Origin of the sequence: Gimesia aquarii (assembly GCF_007748175.1) — a bacterium.
Classification (GTDB): domain Bacteria; phylum Planctomycetota; class Planctomycetia; order Planctomycetales; family Planctomycetaceae; genus Gimesia; species Gimesia aquarii_A.
In genome coordinates, this window is record NZ_CP037422.1 from 6,591,554 (window position 1) to 6,609,853 (window position 18,300).

At 44.0% G+C, this 18,300-nt stretch carries 10 protein-coding genes; all 10 read left to right on the forward strand.

Features of this window, described 5'->3' with window-relative positions; genetic code table 11:
• Positions 1 to 2: 2 nt before the first annotated feature.
• The 10 genes from V202x_RS24920 to V202x_RS24965 all read left to right on the forward strand — a co-directional run bounded on the left by V202x_RS24920 (position 3) and on the right by V202x_RS24965 (position 18,296).
• On the forward strand, positions 3 to 1,271 hold the full coding sequence (locus tag V202x_RS24920) for a DUF1501 domain-containing protein (RefSeq protein ID WP_145179505.1): 1,269 nt from the start codon (positions 3 to 5) through the stop codon (positions 1,269 to 1,271).
• 185 nt (positions 1,272 to 1,456) lie between these two features.
• Positions 1,457 to 2,731 carry a PQQ-binding-like beta-propeller repeat protein gene (locus V202x_RS24925; protein ID WP_145179506.1) on the forward strand — a complete coding sequence of 425 codons (1,275 nt, stop codon included), beginning with the start codon at positions 1,457 to 1,459 and terminating at the stop codon, positions 2,729 to 2,731.
• Positions 2,732 to 2,850: 119 nt separating this feature from the next.
• The gene (locus tag V202x_RS24930; protein WP_145179507.1) at positions 2,851 to 3,726 is read left to right on the forward strand and encodes a prephenate dehydrogenase; all 876 of its coding nucleotides are present in this window, start codon (positions 2,851 to 2,853) and stop codon (positions 3,724 to 3,726) included.
• Between the two features lie 114 nt (positions 3,727 to 3,840).
• Positions 3,841 to 6,756, forward strand: a complete 2,916-nt coding sequence (gene purL / locus V202x_RS24935) for a phosphoribosylformylglycinamidine synthase subunit PurL (RefSeq protein ID WP_145179508.1) — start codon at positions 3,841 to 3,843, stop codon at positions 6,754 to 6,756.
• A 349-nt stretch (positions 6,757 to 7,105) separates the two neighbouring features.
• Positions 7,106 to 8,182, forward strand: a complete 1,077-nt coding sequence (locus V202x_RS24940; protein WP_145179509.1) for an AAA family ATPase — start codon at positions 7,106 to 7,108, stop codon at positions 8,180 to 8,182.
• Positions 8,148 to 9,059 (forward strand): DUF58 domain-containing protein, encoded by a 912-nt coding sequence (locus tag V202x_RS24945; RefSeq protein WP_197993086.1) that lies wholly within the window; start codon positions 8,148 to 8,150, stop codon positions 9,057 to 9,059. Before V202x_RS24940 ends, V202x_RS24945 begins: the two co-directional genes overlap by 35 nt.
• 59 nt (positions 9,060 to 9,118) lie before the next feature.
• Positions 9,119 to 11,386 carry a BatA domain-containing protein gene (locus V202x_RS24950; RefSeq protein WP_145179510.1) on the forward strand — a complete coding sequence of 756 codons (2,268 nt, stop codon included), beginning with the start codon at positions 9,119 to 9,121 and terminating at the stop codon, positions 11,384 to 11,386.
• Entirely contained in the window at positions 11,383 to 13,830 is a 2,448-nt protein-coding gene (locus V202x_RS24955; RefSeq protein WP_145179511.1) for a vWA domain-containing protein, read from the forward strand. Before V202x_RS24950 ends, V202x_RS24955 begins: the two co-directional genes overlap by 4 nt.
• A gap of 60 nt (positions 13,831 to 13,890) precedes the next feature.
• Positions 13,891 to 16,374 carry a hypothetical protein gene (locus V202x_RS24960; RefSeq protein WP_145179512.1) on the forward strand — a complete coding sequence of 828 codons (2,484 nt, stop codon included), beginning with the start codon at positions 13,891 to 13,893 and terminating at the stop codon, positions 16,372 to 16,374.
• Between the two features lie 215 nt (positions 16,375 to 16,589).
• On the forward strand, positions 16,590 to 18,296 hold the full coding sequence (locus V202x_RS24965) for a hypothetical protein (RefSeq protein ID WP_145179513.1): 1,707 nt from the start codon (positions 16,590 to 16,592) through the stop codon (positions 18,294 to 18,296).
• Positions 18,297 to 18,300: the final 4 nt, after the last annotated feature.

Here is an 18,300-nt window from a genome sequence, read left to right on the forward strand (position 1 = left end):
CCATGTTTGATCCCATCTCTCTATCAGGCAAAATGAATCGCCGCGACTTATGTAAAATTGCTGTTGGTAGCACGCTCTCATTTGCACTACCCGGTTTCGATTTCAAAGCAGCTGAAAAACGCGGCCCAGAACGGCGGAAATCGGTCATCATCCTTTGGATGGGAGGCGGCCCTAGCCAGTTAGAGACCTGGGATCCTCATCCCGGCACAAAAATTGGCGGTCCAGGAAAAGCAATTAAAACGACAATGCCCGGACTACAAATTTCCGATATGTATCCGCTGCTCGCCGAACAGATCGAATCCATGTCAGTCATTCGCTCCATGGTCTCAAAAGAAGGCGATCACGAGCGCGGAACAAAATACTTCAAAACGGGTTACCGCCCTGAACCAACAACAGTCTACCCTGCACTCGGTGCGGTTATCACACATCAAGCCCCTAACCCAGATCTTGAAATACCTCAACATATTTCTTTAGGTAACACTGAATTCCCAGCACGCGGCGGCTATCTCGGAGGACATCTGGATGCATTCCGTGTTCGTGATCCTGGAAAAAACATTGGTAACATGCGCGCCCGTGTTGAACCGCCAAGACAAAATCGACGACTGGAAAATTTAAATATTGTCTCCCAGGCATTCCAAAAGGGGAGAACAATCCAAACGCAAAAAACATTGCACCAATCAACGATCGATCGTGCTTTGACAATGATGAGTTCTGAACAACTCAACGCATTAGAAATTGACAAAGAGCCGGAGTCTGTTCGTAAAGCCTACGGAGATTCTCCCTTTGGACGAGGTTGTTTGGTGGCACGTAGGCTCGTTGAACAAGGAGTCCATTCTATTGAGGTCAACCTTCGTGGCTGGGACAGCCACGCGAATAATTACACGGGACACCAAACTCAGGCCGCGATGCTTGACCCTGGATTTTCAAGTTTGTTAAAAGATCTCAAAGCCAGAGACCTTTTGGATTCTACTATTGTTTTGTGTATTGGCGAGTTCGGCAGAACTCCCAAAATCAATCCGTTGGACGGTCGAGACCATTGGCCTACCGGGTTTTCCTGTATCGTGGGAGGTGGAGGCATCAAAGGTAATGTGATCATTGGAGAAACGGACCCTACAGGCAAAGAAAAGAAACCAGCAGAACCAGTTCAAATTCAGGATTTGTACGCCACTATTCTCCAAAAATTGAATATCGACTATACCAAAGAGTTAATCTCACCCATTGGTCGTCCACTGGCACTCAGCGATGGAAATCCTATCAAAAAACTGATTTAAATTTGTTAAATTAATCTTCAAAAAACTCTGTTCACTAGATAGAAATTCCACCAAAACTCGAAAAAGACTTGCCTGAGAGAGTAATTCCCTCTAATTTGATGAAATAACGAAACCAGCCTGCGAGATCGTTGTTTCATTACTTAGCATGAAATCTCCTTCCTTCGACTTTTCAATGGAATTTGAACATGAACCGCGTTTGCTCTTTAGTGATTCTGTTATTCATCTCTTCAATCGGAAGTATTTCTGAGTCTCAAGCAGCAGACTGGTCACAGTTTCGTGGGCCATCCGGAAATGGCATTTCTACTTCAACTGGTCTACCCACTGAGTGGAGTGCTGACAAAAATATCATTTGGAAAACAAAGCTTCCCGGCCATGGATCTTCCAGCCCCGTGTTATTCGGCAATCAAGTCTTCCTCACTGCTTACTCGGGGTATGGCTTGAAAGTTGACGATGAAAGTAACCCGAATGAATTGCGATTACACGTGATTGCTGTCAACCGTGAGAACGGCGAAATCATGTGGGATGAATCGGTTCCTCCCTTGAATCAGGTTCAGAAAATCACAAAACGAATCGTCGACCATGGCTATGCCAGTGGTACGCCTGCCTGCGATGAAACCGGAGTCTATGCGTTTTTTGGAACATCGGGCGTTGTTGCTTACGACTTAAAAGGCAAACTCAAATGGAGAGCCGATGTCGGTGATGGGACAGCTGGCTTTGGCTCTGCCTCTTCACCGATTCTCTACAAAGACTTTGTCATTGTGAATGCCAGCATAGAAAGTGACACAGTTTATGCTTTACATAAAAAAACGGGTGATGTTGCCTGGAAAGCAGAAAATATTGTGAAGGCTTGGACCACTCCCACGATTGTGGATTTGCCAAATGGAAAACAGGAATTGGTTGTCAATCAGAAATATCAGATTCTAGGATTTGATCCTGATACCGGTGAAAAGCTGTGGACTTGTGAAGGAATCCAAGACTATGTCGTACCAGTTGTGATTCAAAACGAGGGAATTCTCTACTGTTTGGGAGGTCGTAGTAATCGCAGCATTGCCCTTCGTCCCGGCGGGCGTGGTGATGTCACAAAAACACACAAGCTCTGGGAAGTAAATGTCGGTGCTAACGTAACTTCGCCCGTTTATTACAGTGGTCATCTCTACTGGGCCAGTGACCGTGGAATTGCCTTTTGTTTGAATGCCGAAAACGGAGAAGTTGTTTACAAAAATCGCCTTCCCACTAAAGGACGACTCTACGCGTCCATTGTCCTGGCCGATGAGAAACTTTATATCACTACCCGTGATAACGGAGTTGTTGTTTTGAAAGCAGTACCTGAATATCAAGAACTGGCTCGCAACGAAATCGAGACTGATGAAAACCTGTTCAACGCCTCACCTGCCATCAGTGATGGTAGTATTTACCTGCGAACCAATGACTATCTCTATCGGATTGCAAATAGGAATTAAAAGCAACACAAGAGATTTCGATTAAACCACTTACAACATTGTAAGACTTTTCGATCAGGCCATCGATACTGATATCAAGCTGCTGGAAATCCCAATTCAGGGCTTCTACAATACGAGGCATGACTGAACCAATCATAAGAAATTCATCTCTCTTTAAAACAATCGGCATCGTCGGAGTTGGTCTCCTTGGAGGCTCTATTGCCGCAGCCGCACGCAAGAGAAAATTAGCAGAGACCATCTTGGGAGCAGGGCGAAATCCCTCTCGGATGCGCGCTGCTCAACACTCTGGGCTCTTAGATCGTGGCACGACCAACATCGCCGAAACCTCAGCACAATCAGATTTAGTGATTGTTTGTACGCCCGTAAACCATATTGCTCATTTTATTCGAACTGTCGCACGAAACAGCCGGCCCGGAACGATTATCACTGATGTCGGAAGCACGAAACAACATATCTGTGAGGAACTCTACGGAACTCTTCCCGAAGGAGTGACGTTTGTTGCTTCCCACCCTTTAGCAGGTTCTGAAAAGACGGGTTTTGAATTCTCAGATCCTGAACTGTTTCAGAACCGCTCTTGCGTCGTAACCCCCGTCGATTCACTACCCCAAGAGGCCGTTAACAAGGTTATACAATTCTGGGAAGCGCTTGGGATGAGTGTACTCAAGACTTCTCCACAAAAACATGACCAAATCCTGGCCGAAACCAGCCATTTACCTCACGTGGTTTCTTCTGCTTTGGCAAGTACACTTGCAGCTGAAAATCGGAAATTTACTTCGACCGGTTTTCGTGACACGACCAGAATCGCCGCCGGCGATCCTTCACTCTGGGTTGACATACTCTTAAACAATAGAGAGTCCATCGTGTCAAGCATCGATAAATACACTCAATCATTGCAATCATTAAGAAACGCCATCGATAACAATGATGAAAATGAACTTCGTTTACTTCTGCAAGATGGTAAAAGGAACCATGATGCATTAAATTCATCTCAGTAATGGAACTATCTACTCAATTCTCTCAAACACGATTCAATTCAACGGATCAGAAAAAACGGACCTAAAAAGAGTCGCCTGTTTTTCTGACTTGATCAAACCATAATTGGAATGAACATGCTTTGCGAAGTCGAAATCAAACCTGCCAAAAACCAGATAGACCGTGAGGGAGCTCGAATCCTTAAAGAGTGCCAGGTCCTTGGTACAAATTCTATTCGTTCGATTCAGACGGCACACTCTTATCTTCTGGAAGGTGAATTAAACCAAAACGGGCTGGAAAAAATTGCCCAGTCTCTGCTGTCAGATCCAATTGTGGAAACATTTGAAATTCGAATTCTATCGAGCAATTCCACTGACTTATCAGATCCCGATCAATTACTAAGTGTACTCTTCAAACCAGGAGTCACAGACAATGTCGCCAACAGTGCACGGCAAGCGATTCATGACCTGGGTCTCTCTGTTGAAAACGTGGCAACATGTCGTAAATACTGGATCAATTCGGATGCAGCATCTGAAGAAATTGATCGGATGGCTGCAAAGATACTTTCGAATGATGCCATCGAATATGTCGTTCGTGGCCCTCTGAAAATGGATAGTATCAAACTGGGTAGCGAATATACCTTCGAACTGGTCACGGTCCCGATACGTTCGATGAATGACAACCAACTGGAAACACTCAGTCGTGAAGGACAGCTTTACTTAAATTTGACTGAGATGCAAACCATTAAAAACTACTATGTCGATCAGGTAAAAGATCCCACTGACATTGAGCTGGAAAGTCTCGCTCAAACTTGGAGTGAACACTGTTCGCATAAAACCTTGGCTGGCCGTATTCATTTTCGCGATGGTGAACGAGACATTCATTTTGAAAATATGCTTAAAGAGACCATCTTTGACGCCACAACAAAAATCCGAAAAACTCTGGGGGATCAAGACTGGTGTGTGAGTGTCTTTGCCGACAATGCCGGTGTGATCACATTTGATGATAAACAAGATGTCTGTTTTAAAGTCGAAACTCACAATCACCCCTCAGCCCTGGAACCCTACGGTGGTGCCAATACCGGGTTAGGTGGAGTAATTCGCGATCCACTGGGAACAGGATTGGGAGGAAAACCAGTTTGTAACACCGATGTTTTCTGTTTCGCTCCACCTGAGATTTCTTATGAAGATCTTCCCGCTGGTGTTTTGCATCCCAAAGCCGTCGCTACAGGGGTGGTTTCAGGTGTACGTGATTATGGAAACCGGATGGGAATTCCCACAGTCAACGGTGCTGTTTACTTTGATGAACGCTATCTCGGGAATCCGCTCGTTTACTGTGGTAACGTTGCAATGTTACCGGTGGGAAAATCAGCTAAGCAGAAAGTACAACCGGGGCATTATATCGTTGCTGTAGGAGGACGCACTGGCCGAGATGGCATTCACGGCGCCACCTTTTCCTCTGCCGAATTGACTTCAGAGAGTGAAACACTCTCCGGAGGCGCCGTACAAATTGGGAATGCGATCACGGAAAAAATGACCATGGATGTCATCCTGGAAGCACGAGATAAATCATTATTTTCAGCGATTACTGACTGCGGCGCAGGCGGTTTTAGTAGTGCTGTCGGCGAAATGGGGGAAGACACGGGAGCGGAAGTCTGGTTGGATCAGTGCCCGTTGAAGTATGCCGGACTTTCTTATACGGAAATTTGGATCTCTGAGGCACAAGAAAGAATGGTACTGGCTGTCCCTCCTGAAAACTGGGAAGAGTTTGAACAAGTCTGTTCGAGCGAAGGGGTTGAAGCATCAATCATCGGAAAATTCACAGATACACATCGACTTGTGCTGAAATACCAGGATCAAGTCGTTGGTGATCTGGAAATGTCCTTTTTGCATGATGGACGTCCCCCTGTAATTCGTGATGCAGTCTATAAAACACCTGCGTTTGTTCCATTAACTCCTTCCGAAAAAGAGAACTACAGCAAAGATCTAAAATTGATTTTAGGCTCGCTGAATGTCTGCAGCAAAGAATGGATCATTCGCCAATACGATCAGGAAGTCCAAGCTGGTAGTGTGATTAAACCATTGGTGGGGATCCAGAATGATGGCCCCTCAGATGCAGCTGTTGTCCGTCCCGATCTTTCCTCTGTGCGTGGTCTAGTAATTTCTTGTGGAATGAATCCACGTTATGGAGATTTCAACACACACTGGATGGCGGCATCAGCAATTGATGAAGCGATAAGAAATTGTGTGGCTGTAGGAGCAGATCCAGAAAAGATCGCTATTCTCGATAATTTCTGCTGGGGAAATACGGACCGTCCAGAAACTCTGGGAAGCCTGGTAGCTGCTGCGCTTGCCTGTCAGGAATTCTCTATCGCATATGGCTCCCCCTTTATCAGCGGAAAAGACAGCCTGTATAACGAGTTTTCATATGAAAACGAACAAGGTGAGAAAGAGACGGTTGCGATCCCACCTTCGCTCTTGATTAGTGCCATCGGACAAATTGACGATGTAAGCAAAGCAGTCACGATGGATCTCAAAGCCCCAGGCAATCGTATTTTCCTCGTTGGTTCAACTCAGGACGAACTGGGAGGGAGTCACTTTGCTCTCGTGAATCATTTGGAAGGGGGTGAAGTTCCGCAGGTCGACAAAGAACAAGCCCCGGAAGTATTCAGGGCGCTACATGCAGCGATGCAAAAGCAACTAATAAGAAGTTGCCATGATTTAAGTGAAGGAGGCCTGGCAGTCGCAGCGGCTGAAATGTCGTTTGCAGGTGGATATGGAATGAAGCTGGATGTTGCTCGACTTCCTGAAGCACTGGAGCTTTCGACTGCCAGCTTACTTTTCTCAGAAAGTAATACGCGGTTTCTGATTGAAGTTGAGTCAGACAAAATTGAAGCACTACAACCTTGCTTTAATGATTTACCTCTGGTTGAAATTGGTGAAGTTGTCAGTAACAGTCAGTTCACTGTCAGAGGGAAATCAGGAAAAACGGCCATTGATGTCGGCTTAGATGAGCTAAAAGCAGCTTGGAAAAACCCACTGGACTGGGACTGATGAATTCAAAAAAACTTTGTGTACAACCTGTATTTTCGATACAGATATGATTTGCTTTAAACGTTGAAAACACGATCTTCTCAATGATCTCTCCAAGATAGGCTAAAATAAGGCTTTCCCACCTGCCGTATGCGAGTAAAATGAGTGAAACACACTAAAATTTTAGCGCTGGTAACTTGCATCGTGTTTTGAAGTAATTCCTCCCATTTACAGCCCTTCTTCGATTGGAAGGAAACCCCTGTAATTTATTGATTTATGGTCGCAAAGTCCTATCTCAGGCATTACGATAGAGTTAACGGAACTATCTGCGCCCTGCAGTGTTTACCTTTGTAGAAAGGTGTTAAAACGGATGTCGGAAACGAATCATCATACAAATGACTCTCATGAATTTGAGATTACTCAGGAATCGATCGATAAGCTTAGTTCTGCCTATCAACAGATTCATGGGCAGATGTCGAAAGTTATCGTTGGACAGGATCAGGTCGTAGAACAACTCCTGATTGCCCTTTTTAGTCGAGGTCATTGTTTGCTTGAAGGTGTCCCCGGCCTGGCTAAAACACTGATGGTCAGTACTTTGGCACAAAGTCTGTCGATGTCGTTTAGCCGCATCCAATTCACCCCGGACTTGATGCCCGCAGATATCACAGGAACAGACGTCTTACAGGAAAATCGAGAAACAGGCGAACGGGAGTTTCGATTCATCCCAGGCCCCTTATTTCATAATGTTATTCTGGCAGACGAAATTAACCGCACACCTCCGAAGACACAGGCTGCCTTACTGGAGGCCATGCAGGAGCACCAAGTCAGTGTCGGCCAGACGCGGCACGTACTCAGTGATCCGTTTTTTGTATTAGCTACGCAAAATCCCATCGAACAGGAAGGTACCTATTCGTTGCCGGAAGCTCAACAAGACCGCTTTATGTTTAAAGTCTATGTACGATATCCCACATTTGAAGAAGAACGCCAAATAGCCAGACAAACAACTTCTGCGACAAATGAAAAAATTGAGCATGTATTAAATGCAGTAGATGTTCTGGAGATCCAAAAAATCGTCCGTCAAGTTCCTGTTTCAGACCACGTGATTGATTATGCTCTGGCGCTAGTCAGGCAAACCAGAGTGAATGAGCCAGGTACTCCCGATTTCATCAACGAATGGCTCAGCTGGGGTGCCGGGCCCCGCGCTGTACAAAATCTGTTATTAGGCGGAAAAACAAGAGCATTACTGAATGGTCATACGCACGTCTCTACTGAAGATATCAGCGCTTTAGCGGCACCTGTATTACGACATCGAATCGTAACGAACTTCTCAGCCGAGTCGGAAGGAATTTCTTCAGATCGTGTAATTGAGAGACTGATTGACGAGACTCCGTCTAAGGAAGGCGAACTGACGAGTGACCCAAGATTACAGAAAATATTTGCTGCCTGAAGCAATTTCCCGAATTTCTCGATTGGAAATTCGGGCGCGTTCAATTGTCGAGGGATTCCTGTCTGGATTGCACCGTAGTCCTTTTTTTGGTCAATCGGTGGAATTTGCTCAACACCGTGAGTACGCACCTGGAGATGATGCACGGAATATTGACTGGAAGGTCTGGTCAAAAACAGATAAATACTACATCAAACAGTATGAAGAGGATACTAATTTAAGAACAACATTATTAGTTGATGTCAGTGAATCGATGCGGTTTGGTACAGGACCTCTCAACAAATATGAATATGGCTGTACGGCAGCCGCCGCTCTGGCATATCTCCTGTTGAAGCAACAGGATGCCGTTGGTTTGATTACATTTGATGATGCCATTCGTTCCAAAGTCCAGGCATTAAGTAAGCGAAACCACTTAAATTCCCTGCTCACTGCATTGGCTACAGAAAAACCTGCTCAAAAAACTGACATTTTCGACGTATTAAAAGAGGTCGCCGAAACTCGGTCGAAAAAAGGAACCATCGTTCTCATTTCTGACCTGTTTGTGAACCGGGAAAGCCTGTTTAAAGGCTTAAGACTATTACAATATCGGGGACACGATGTGATGCTCTTGCATATTCTGGATGACGAGGAACTCGATTTCAGTTATGCAGGCACAACTCGCTTTGAAGGGATGGAAGAGACCGGCGAACTTGTATGTGATCCTCGTTCTTTAAGAGAAGGATACCTCGACGCAATGCATGATTTTTTAAATGAAATCAGAAGGCGTTGTGCCAAAAATAAATTTGACTATCAAACAATACGAACCAGTGAATATTTAGACGCAGCTTTAGCACATTATCTCAACCATCGAATTGGTATGCAACAATCCATTAGACAATAAGCACTCCCTCAACTTCAGACCTTAACAAGCTTTAACTCAAGTAACTGATAACGCATCTTATGGAAACATGGTTAACACAACATTTTGTGAATTCCACGCTGGTCTACGCCGGTGCGTTGATGGTTGCTGCGCCTATTATCATTCATTTAATTAATCGCTTTCAATACAAACGTGTTCAATTTGCAGCAATGGAATTTCTGTTGCAAAGCCAGCAGACGAATCAAAGGCGAGTATTGCTCGAACAATTACTGCTCTTGTTGCTACGAATTCTGCTGATTATCTGCCTGTTATTATTGATTGCGCGACTGATTCTCGATCCTAATCAATTATCGATGTTTCGAGGTGCGAAATCACATCACGTGATCTTACTGGATGATAGTGGATCCATGCAAAATGTCTGGGGAGAGCAGACTGCCTTTAACGAAGGCCTACAGGTGATCCGTAAAATAGTAGCAGAAGGAACAAATCGCCCAGATACAGAAAAATTGTCTCTGATCGTGCTCTCTCGTGCCAATGCACCGCTTTTTTTACAAAGAGACATTAATGAAGAACTCATCAATGAATTGGACGCAAAGCTGACTAATCTTAATTGTTCACACCAGAGCCTCGATCTGAATCAAGGTTTAGAGGCGGCTACGGAATTGCTCAATGAAGACCGTGCTGTGATCCAAACCCTCCATTTGATTTCTGACTTCAGAAAGTCAGACTGGCAGGATAAAAAGGGCATTGCCTCCACCATCGAAGATTTAAGTAATGATGATATCGCAATAAACTTGATTAAAACGGTTCCGGATTCTCAACCGAATCTGGCAATTACTGAGCTTTCTGGCGCAACCGAAATGGCTGCCGTTGATATTCCTCTGCGCTTAAAAGTCAGCATTAAAAATTTTGGCGATCAGGTCGTTGAGGATGTGCGTGTTGCCGCATTTGTTGATAATAATAAGCTACCGATGAGTATTGTCTTTGATAAAATAGAAGCGGGAAGTGAGATCTCCCAAGACTTTGACGTTGTTTTTAATAAGCCCCATTTACATCAAGTCAATGTCAGTCTGACAAATGATGTACTTGCCGGCGATAATGAACGATTTCTGGCCATTAATGTCAAACCTTCAAATCCCGTATTAATCATCGATGGTAATCCCTCAGGTAACGAGTGGATGTATATTCAAACGGCGATTGCTCCCGATATGGCGACCACTGGTTTTGCGCCGTCTGTTGAAAGCGTAGACTACCTTCGCAGACATGCCTTAGATCAATTTAAAAACATTTATCTGCTGAATGTTGCCGAACTTCCACTCGATGCGATCACCCCTTTAGAAGAGTTTGTCTCAACGGGTGGAGGCTTAATCTGGTTCGTTGGCCCTTCAATCCAGCCAGCCTTTTATAACGATAAGCTATATAAAAATGGGAACGGACTCTTTCCTGCCCCGCTAGAACCATCGCCTCGAGAGTTACCGGCGCGAGAAACCAATTCCACTGTGGATATGCAAGTCAGTGATCACCCTCTCTTTTCCGTATTTGCAGGTCAGGACAATCCACTCATTGAAGCAGTCACAATTTCAAAATATTTCCCTCTTTCACAGAGATGGCTGCAAACAAAATCACAAAATGTATCAGGCGTTAATGTGATCGCCACGCTTAGAAATCAAGAACCATTTATCATTGAACATCGGTTTGGTAAAGGGCGAATTATCACTTGTCTAACATCAGCAGGTCCCTTACTTTCGAATGAAGGCGAACCCTGGAACTCCTGGGCACTCAACCCGAGCTATATTGTGTTTCAATTGGAACTGCAAAAATACCTGGTCCAATCTCAATCCCACGAACAAGCACAAATTGTTGGCGATCCGATTGCATTTTCTCTCGACGCCTCGTTGTACTCTGATGAGATTCAAATCCAAACACCCACTTCCGAGGGCGAAAGAACCATCAGGCTCATAGCATCTCCTAAACAAATCACAGATGCGGCACAGAATGGTTTGTTACAGTTAATAACCACTTACCGAGAAACAGATCAACCCGGCGTCTATTCCGTTCAATTGAAACGACAAGATCAAACAGTTGAACAAAAAATGTACGCGTATAACTTCCCAGTGACAGAAAGTAATCTGGAGTTGACAGCTTCGGATGACTTAATCAAGCAGCTTGGAAATAATCCACAAATCCAAATTCAGGAACCGGGAGAGTTCCAATGGATTCAAGGACAAGAAGCAGGCCGGGAAATTACGAATACTATTTTAATACTCCTGTTTCTTTTACTAATTTGTGAACAGCTATTGGCCTATAGGTTAAGCTATCACCCTAAAGTAGTGAGTGCTGTTGCATGAGTTTTTTTTCTCTCATTTCTGATTCATTGATCTTGGCCGTAGACGAAACAACTGCGTTTCGTTCGATCGAGTATGATACGCCCGAATCAGGCTGGGGGTGGATGCTGCTACTTTCTGGCCTGATTTTTGTTTTGATTCTCTCTTTCCGGACTTCCTGGAAAGACTCCTTCCAGCTCTCTCTTCCATGGCGTTGCTGGTTAATTGGATTAAGACTCAGCGTATTACTTGCTTTGATGATCATCGTGTTCAATCCACATGAACGAACTCAGAAAATGTCATTTCGTCCATCTCGAGTAGCGGTATTGATTGATACTTCTCTCTCGATGCGGCATCCGAATCAAAATGTGCCCCTGAATTCAAGCTCTCCCGCGAATCGCATGGTTTCCAGTCGTATGCAGGCTGTGGAAAAACTACTGGCTGAATCACCATTAATTACAGACCTGCAAAAGAAGCATCAAGTCAGCGTTTACACATTCGATCAAAAATTAACTGGGCCACATCATGTCTTTCAAAGAGAGCAAGCTACAAAAATAGCCAATAACGAAAATGCCGAAACTAAAACGATATCCCAAATCGATTGGAACAGCCTCTTACAACCTCAAGGACTAGAGACAAGATTGGGAGAATTACTGGGACAGTTAATTCGAGAAATCAATGGGTCTACTCTTTCTGGGATCATTATTGCCACAGATGGTGCTTCGAACGCAGGTACTGATTTACTTAGTGCTAATGAAACAGCAAAGGAGTCAAAGGTTCGCCTGATCACATTCGGCGTCGGGAGTCCCACGAAACCAGCGAATGTACAAGTCTCAAAAATTATTGCTCCCACAGATGTGCAATTTGGTGACAGTTTCGAAATCACTGCGCTCCTGCAAGCAGTCGGAATGCCGGGCAAAAACATTACAATTGAATTATTGAAAAAACTAGAGGGAGAAGCACAGCCCACAGTCGTCGAGTCGCGCGATATTCTCCTGCCCACAGAAGAAGGGCTTCCTCTTGATGTGAAATTTGAACGCATCCCCAGTGAAGAAGGCGAAATCAGTTATGTGATTCGAGTGCGGGGAAATCAACTGGTACAAGATGCCAATACAATGGACAATGAGCTGGAACATACAGTCAATGTTTTCAGTCGTCCAACAAAAGTGCTGATCATAGCCGGCGGGCCAATGCGTGACTACCGTTTTGCACGCACGATGCTCTTTCGACATCCTTCTATCAAGTCAGATGTCTGGTTACAAACAGCGTCTCCTGGTGTCTCTCAGGATGCGGACCAGATGTTATTTGAATTCCCAGAACGAACTGCATTGTTTGAGTATGACGTGATACTTGCCTTCGATGTGAATTGGGAACTGCTTTCACAAGAACAGATGCAAACATTGAATGAATGGGTTGCAACCGGAGGCGGGGGAATTGCTCTGGTTGCTGGCGATGTATACACACCTAAGCTTGCCCGGGATATCGAACGATTCGAACCAATTCTCGACCTATATCCCGTAGCAATCAATTCGTTTGTGCGTGATTACCTTGATGAAGAAGCGACTCAAATCCGCAGAATTGAGTGGACTCAAGCAGGCCTGGATATCGGTTTTCTCATGTTGACCGATGATCCGGCGACGTCTAAACAGTTATGGGAAAATTTCCCTGGTATGTACCGGTGCTATCCTTCTAATGGTGCCAAAGCTGCCGCTACCGTCTATGCCTATTTCCCTGACCCCAAAACACAGACTGAATTCGGTTTCCCAATATTGATGGCATCCCAATATTACGGCGAAGGTCGTTGCTTTTATCTGGGTAGCCCGGAACTTTGGCGTCTACGATCGATTGAAGAAGATTACTATGATCGTTTCTGGACGAAGCTTATCCGAAATATCGGGCAAGGGCGTACCAAAAGAGGTACCAAACGAGGCACATTAGTTTTAGAACGAGACGAATACTTACTTGGTCAAACCGTTTCTGTGCGTGCGAGATTACTTAATCCTGAATTTAAACCTTTGATTCAGGAGTCTGTACCGATGGAAGTTACAGATCCACGCGGAAGACTTTTAGTTCCTAACTTATTATTAATGCATGATCGAAACCGACCGGGAGAGTATTTTACCAGTTTCCGCGCGAGTCTTGCAGGGAAATATCGCTTCAAAATCATCGTTCCCAATTCGAAAGGACAAACTGTTGAAGGAAACCTCTCAGTTTTATTGCCCCGGCTGGAAGATGAATCTCTGAGCCAGAATATAAAAGGACTCAAAGAATTGTCCCTCGATACGGGCGGCACTTATCTTGCTATTGGCGAAGCAGCACAGATTCCGGCACTCTTACCTGATCTAGGGGAAGAGTTTTTAGTAGACGAACGCCTGAAAACCCTCTGGGATCAACAATGGGTTTTCTTTCTGTTAACCGGACTTTTGGCAACAGAGTGGCTTACTAGAAAGCTATTTAAATTGTCATAAATAATACTCGTTATAAAAGAAATTTAGTTTAACTCAATCACGTCAGCGTTAAGTAAAAGAATGAACGAACCGTCTAATTCATCAATACCCCATGAAATCACAAACCTGTTGAACAGGTTAAATAAGAAAATACGTAGATACATTCTGCTTGAAGGAACCGCCAGACTGCTGGCAGTCATTGGTCTCATCTTTTGGTTCAGCTTTATTGTCGATTGGGTTTACTTTCAACTCAGCCATCTTGAACTACCCATCTGGTTTCGTGCTTCCTACATTCTCATTTCACTGACTGCGATCCTCGTTCTGTCTGGCAGCTTCATCTTCTTGCGGCTCATGAAAAGAATGAAACGAAAAGCATTGGCTCTGGTATTGGAAAAACGTTTTCCGGAACTAAATGATCGATTGGCTACAGCGATCGAATTGAATGAAGACAACAGACCACAAAACGCTTTAACGCAAGCGATGTTGGCAAGAACAGTGAAAGAAGTTGCGCAAGGCAGCCAGCAACTTCCATTGGAAGATGTATTTGATAAACGCCCGTTAAGGCGCGCTGTTTTCGGGGCCTTTGCGTTATTTATTTCGATTCTTAGCCTGGCGGTCATTAACCAACCTGCCATGGCTCGTTGGGCTAAGGGGTATCTCGAACTGCAAAGCGATTACTGGAATCGTGAGACTGGTCTCATTGTGAAAGTGATTGCTCAACCCGGTGATCGAATCAAAGAGTTCCAGGATCTTTCGTATAAACATGGTCTTGGTAATGACCTGACACTGTTGGTAGAGACCGTTGACAGCACCAAAGCCCCCGAACGTGTGCAGTTGACGTACCGCATGCAGAACGGTCGTGGGGGTGGACGAACCGTAATGTCGCGCATGGGTGAAGGTCGATTTAAACATACCATTACTGATTTATTGGATGGGATTCAGGTCTGGGTCTCCGGAAACGACTTTACAAACCCTGAGCCCTACGTTGTTGAAGTTGTTGAAACTCCTGTTCTCGATCAGATTCAATTGGATTGTTATTACCCCAAATACACAGGATTAAACCAGGTTGATTCTGATACTGGTAAGCCACTCGCAGACATGCAAAATGTTCAGGGAACACAAATCGCTCTGCCGATTAATACAAAATTTAATATGATTTCGACCGCCAATAAACCGATCACTCGGTACTCATTTGAAACTGACCAATTGAAGCTCCAGTTAGAACGAAAAACAAAAGATTCGACTACTGAACCCAGTAATTTTCTGGCATGGAAAAACTCAGACGGAACAGTGATAAATCAGATCGAACTCAATCGATCACACGTTGCTCAGATGATAGACACCAATGGACTCCATTTTCGAATTCCGTTTGCTTTAACTACTGAAGTGAAACACGAAACCCCTTCTTTGAAAACAAACTCGATTCCGAAAAATATTCCTCTGCTAGCAGATCAACCCATTCGTATCTATTTGGAAGACGAAGATGGTTTACTGGTAACAGAACCAATTCGACTAAGTATCAATGGCATCGTTGATCAGGCCCCCAAAGTAGACACACAACTAACAGGAATCGGTAAGTCGGTTACCCGTAAAGCAATGATTCCGTTGGAGGGGGTCATTACTGATGATTATGGAATTCAGTCTGCTCATTTTGATTTTCTCGTCGATCAGGAAAAAGACTTCAGGCCGCGTCCTTTCCGTAAGAAGCCAACAGGAAGACCAAAAGAATTTACCCTGCAAAGAAGCGAAAAAAATCGCTGGGAGCGGTTTGAAGTATTACCACTTGACTTAAAAGTCGGACAAAAATTGAGTCTTACTGTTAAAGCCAAAGACGCCGATAACCTAAGTGGACCACATCAAACTCATGGAGAAATCTATCACTTTGAAATTGTTACTGATGAAGAGCTACTTTCCCTCCTTTACTCTAAAGAATTAAACCTACGAAAGCGATTTGAGCAAATCTATAAAGAAGTAAGGCAAACGCGCGATGATCTAAGTCAACGAATCGAACAACTACAACACTCTCAAACAATCAAAGAAAAACAAAAACAAGGACAATCAGACCCCGGATGGCAAGCAACACTTGTAGAAATCAGTAATGCGGTTGCTACTTCTGCTGATCGCTCTCTGTATGGGACTCGAAAAAATGCGACTGAGACCGCTTCGGTTGTCGAGTCATTTCATGATATTCGAGCAGAGCTAGTTAACAATGGTGTTGCAACCACACAAATTCTGGGTCGCATAGATGATAAAATTCTTGAGCCTCTTACCATCATCCACCTACAGGATTTCCCTGACGTTGATCAGCAATTAGGACTATTTCGCCTCGCAATCGAAAAAGAAGATAGTCCGTTGCAAGAAATTCAGACAAGTATTGAGCTTTTGGACGCCATGTTGGTCCGTATGCAGAACGTTCTGAATGAAATGCAGGACTTGTTGGAGTTCCATGAAGCCATTGAGATGCTGAAGAATCTGATCGAAAAGGAGAAAGAACTGACAGAAGACACAAAAAAGTTTCGCAAAAACAAACTTTTAGATCGTCTCAAAGGGCTAGGATTGGACTAAAACTCTAGAGATTAAGCTAAATAATAGATTGAAGGTCTGAGCGATTACCCAAGCCAGAAAAATGTACAAAAAAACACGCTTCGGCCAAAGACAATCACTTGATATAATAATAACAGGGAATTTACGTATGAGTTCTTTAAAGGATCAGCAATTTTACATTTATCCTCCCTTATCAGCTCTGAAATTATTATGAGAATTTTGACGGGAGAACCCGCATGTTGAATCGTCCTCAGATCGCCGTTGTACTAATGGCTCTCGTTATGAGTATCGTCACTCCGAATTTGTGCATTGCTCAGGATAAGAATCCGCAAGCAAATGCCAGTAATTCAAGCGGCCAAGATCAGAAACTCTCGGATAAACAAGAGGCGATCTCTCAACAGTTTAAACGATTTGAAACAACCCTGCACGATCTAGGCGAATATATGAAAAAGACAGACCCTGCCCGGGCTGATCTTCTTTTTCGTGCGTTTGGTCAAAGTAAACAAAAACAAATGACAGTGGAAATGCAACAAGTTCTACAGATGTTGCAAAATGGTCAATTAGGTGATGCTGTAGAACGGCAGGAAAATCTTGTCAAAAACATGCAAGCATTACTAGCGCTCCTTCAAAGTGAAGACAGAATGAGCGAAGTGGAAAAAGAGAAGAAGCGTATTCAGGACCTTTTAAAAGATGTCAATCGCCTGTTAGGACAGGAAAAAGATGTCAGAGCTGCAACGGAACGTGGTGGTAAACAAGCTGATTTAAAAAAGAAACAGAAAAAAACTGCAAACAACGCTCAGAAGTTGATTGAAAAAATCGATAAGCAAGACACAGAAAAAAACCGTTCACAAAAATCCGAAAATGATCAACGAAATAAGCAGTCACAAAAGAGTGAAGAACAGCAAAAATCCCAGAATGGTAAATCAAGCTCCGACTCTAAAAATTCTCAAAAGTCAAAATCGAAAGGGAATTCTTCTCAACAAGGAAAGTCAACACCTAAGAAGCAGAGTTCATCACAACAGCAACAATCTCAACAAGGAAAGCAATCAAAGTCTCAACAACAGCAGGGACAAGAAAGCCAATCGCAGCAAGGAAAAAATCAGCAGTCTCAAAGTCAACAAGAGAAACAGACTCCAGGCCGAGAGCAAATAGAACAAGCTCGACAAGAGATGGAAAAAGCGATTGAGGAACTGGAAAAAAAACAAAAAGAAGCAGCATCACAACATCAGGATGATGCGATTCGTAAATTAGCAGAAGCAAAAGAAAAACTGGAGGAAATGCTACGTCAGCTCCGTGAAGAGGAGCGAGAGCTTTTGTTGGCCGCAATGGAAGCCAGACTGCAAAAGATTCTGGCACAACAGAAACGCATTTATTCTGGTACGCTCTCTATCGGGCAGGTCCCTGAAAATGAACGGAACAGTCGCCATACAGCTAGAGCCGTCCAACTGGCACGCGAAGAAAATGTAATCGGCTTAGAAGTGGAGAAGGCAATGTTGCTATTAAGAGATGAAGGATCATCCGTTGCATTCAGTGAAGCCTTATCAGAAGTAAGGGAAGACGTTCAAACTGTTGCATACCGTTTAAATCGAACGCAGGTCGGAGAACTGACTCAGGAAATTGAAAAGGATATTATCAGTTCGTTGGAAGAAATGATTGAAGCACTTCAGAAAGAAATGGAAAAGTCTGAAGAGCAAAAACAACAGCAGCAGCAACAACAGCAAGGCTCTCCCAAAGACAAATCTCTGGTGGAACTGTTGGCAGAAATTAAAATGCTGCGTTCTTTACAGCTTCGTGTCAACAAGCGTACTCGCAGGATTGAAAAAATGGCTTTGGAAAAAGACGCAAACCAGGCAGAAATTCTTGAGCAACTGCAGCAGTTATCCGATCGCCAAACCCGAATACAAAATGCTACTTATATTCTGGCAACAGGCAAGAATAAATAATTTG

What these genes read in the sequence shown, in the direction of transcription:
- V202x_RS24920 (WP_145179505.1), top strand. Translation starts at nt 3, where the DNA reads ATGTTTGATCCCATCTCTCTATCAGGCAAAATGAATCGCCGCGACTTA.
- V202x_RS24925 (WP_145179506.1), top strand. Translation starts at nt 1,457, where the DNA reads ATGAACCGCGTTTGCTCTTTAGTGATTCTGTTATTCATCTCTTCAATC.
- V202x_RS24930 (WP_145179507.1), top strand. Translation starts at nt 2,851, where the DNA reads ATGACTGAACCAATCATAAGAAATTCATCTCTCTTTAAAACAATCGGC.
- purL (WP_145179508.1), top strand. Translation starts at nt 3,841, where the DNA reads ATGCTTTGCGAAGTCGAAATCAAACCTGCCAAAAACCAGATAGACCGT.
- V202x_RS24940 (WP_145179509.1), top strand. Translation starts at nt 7,106, where the DNA reads ATGTCGGAAACGAATCATCATACAAATGACTCTCATGAATTTGAGATT.
- V202x_RS24950 (WP_145179510.1), top strand. Translation starts at nt 9,119, where the DNA reads ATGGAAACATGGTTAACACAACATTTTGTGAATTCCACGCTGGTCTAC.
- V202x_RS24955 (WP_145179511.1), top strand. Translation starts at nt 11,383, where the DNA reads ATGAGTTTTTTTTCTCTCATTTCTGATTCATTGATCTTGGCCGTAGAC.
- V202x_RS24960 (WP_145179512.1), top strand. Translation starts at nt 13,891, where the DNA reads ATGAACGAACCGTCTAATTCATCAATACCCCATGAAATCACAAACCTG.
- V202x_RS24965 (WP_145179513.1), top strand. Translation starts at nt 16,590, where the DNA reads ATGTTGAATCGTCCTCAGATCGCCGTTGTACTAATGGCTCTCGTTATG.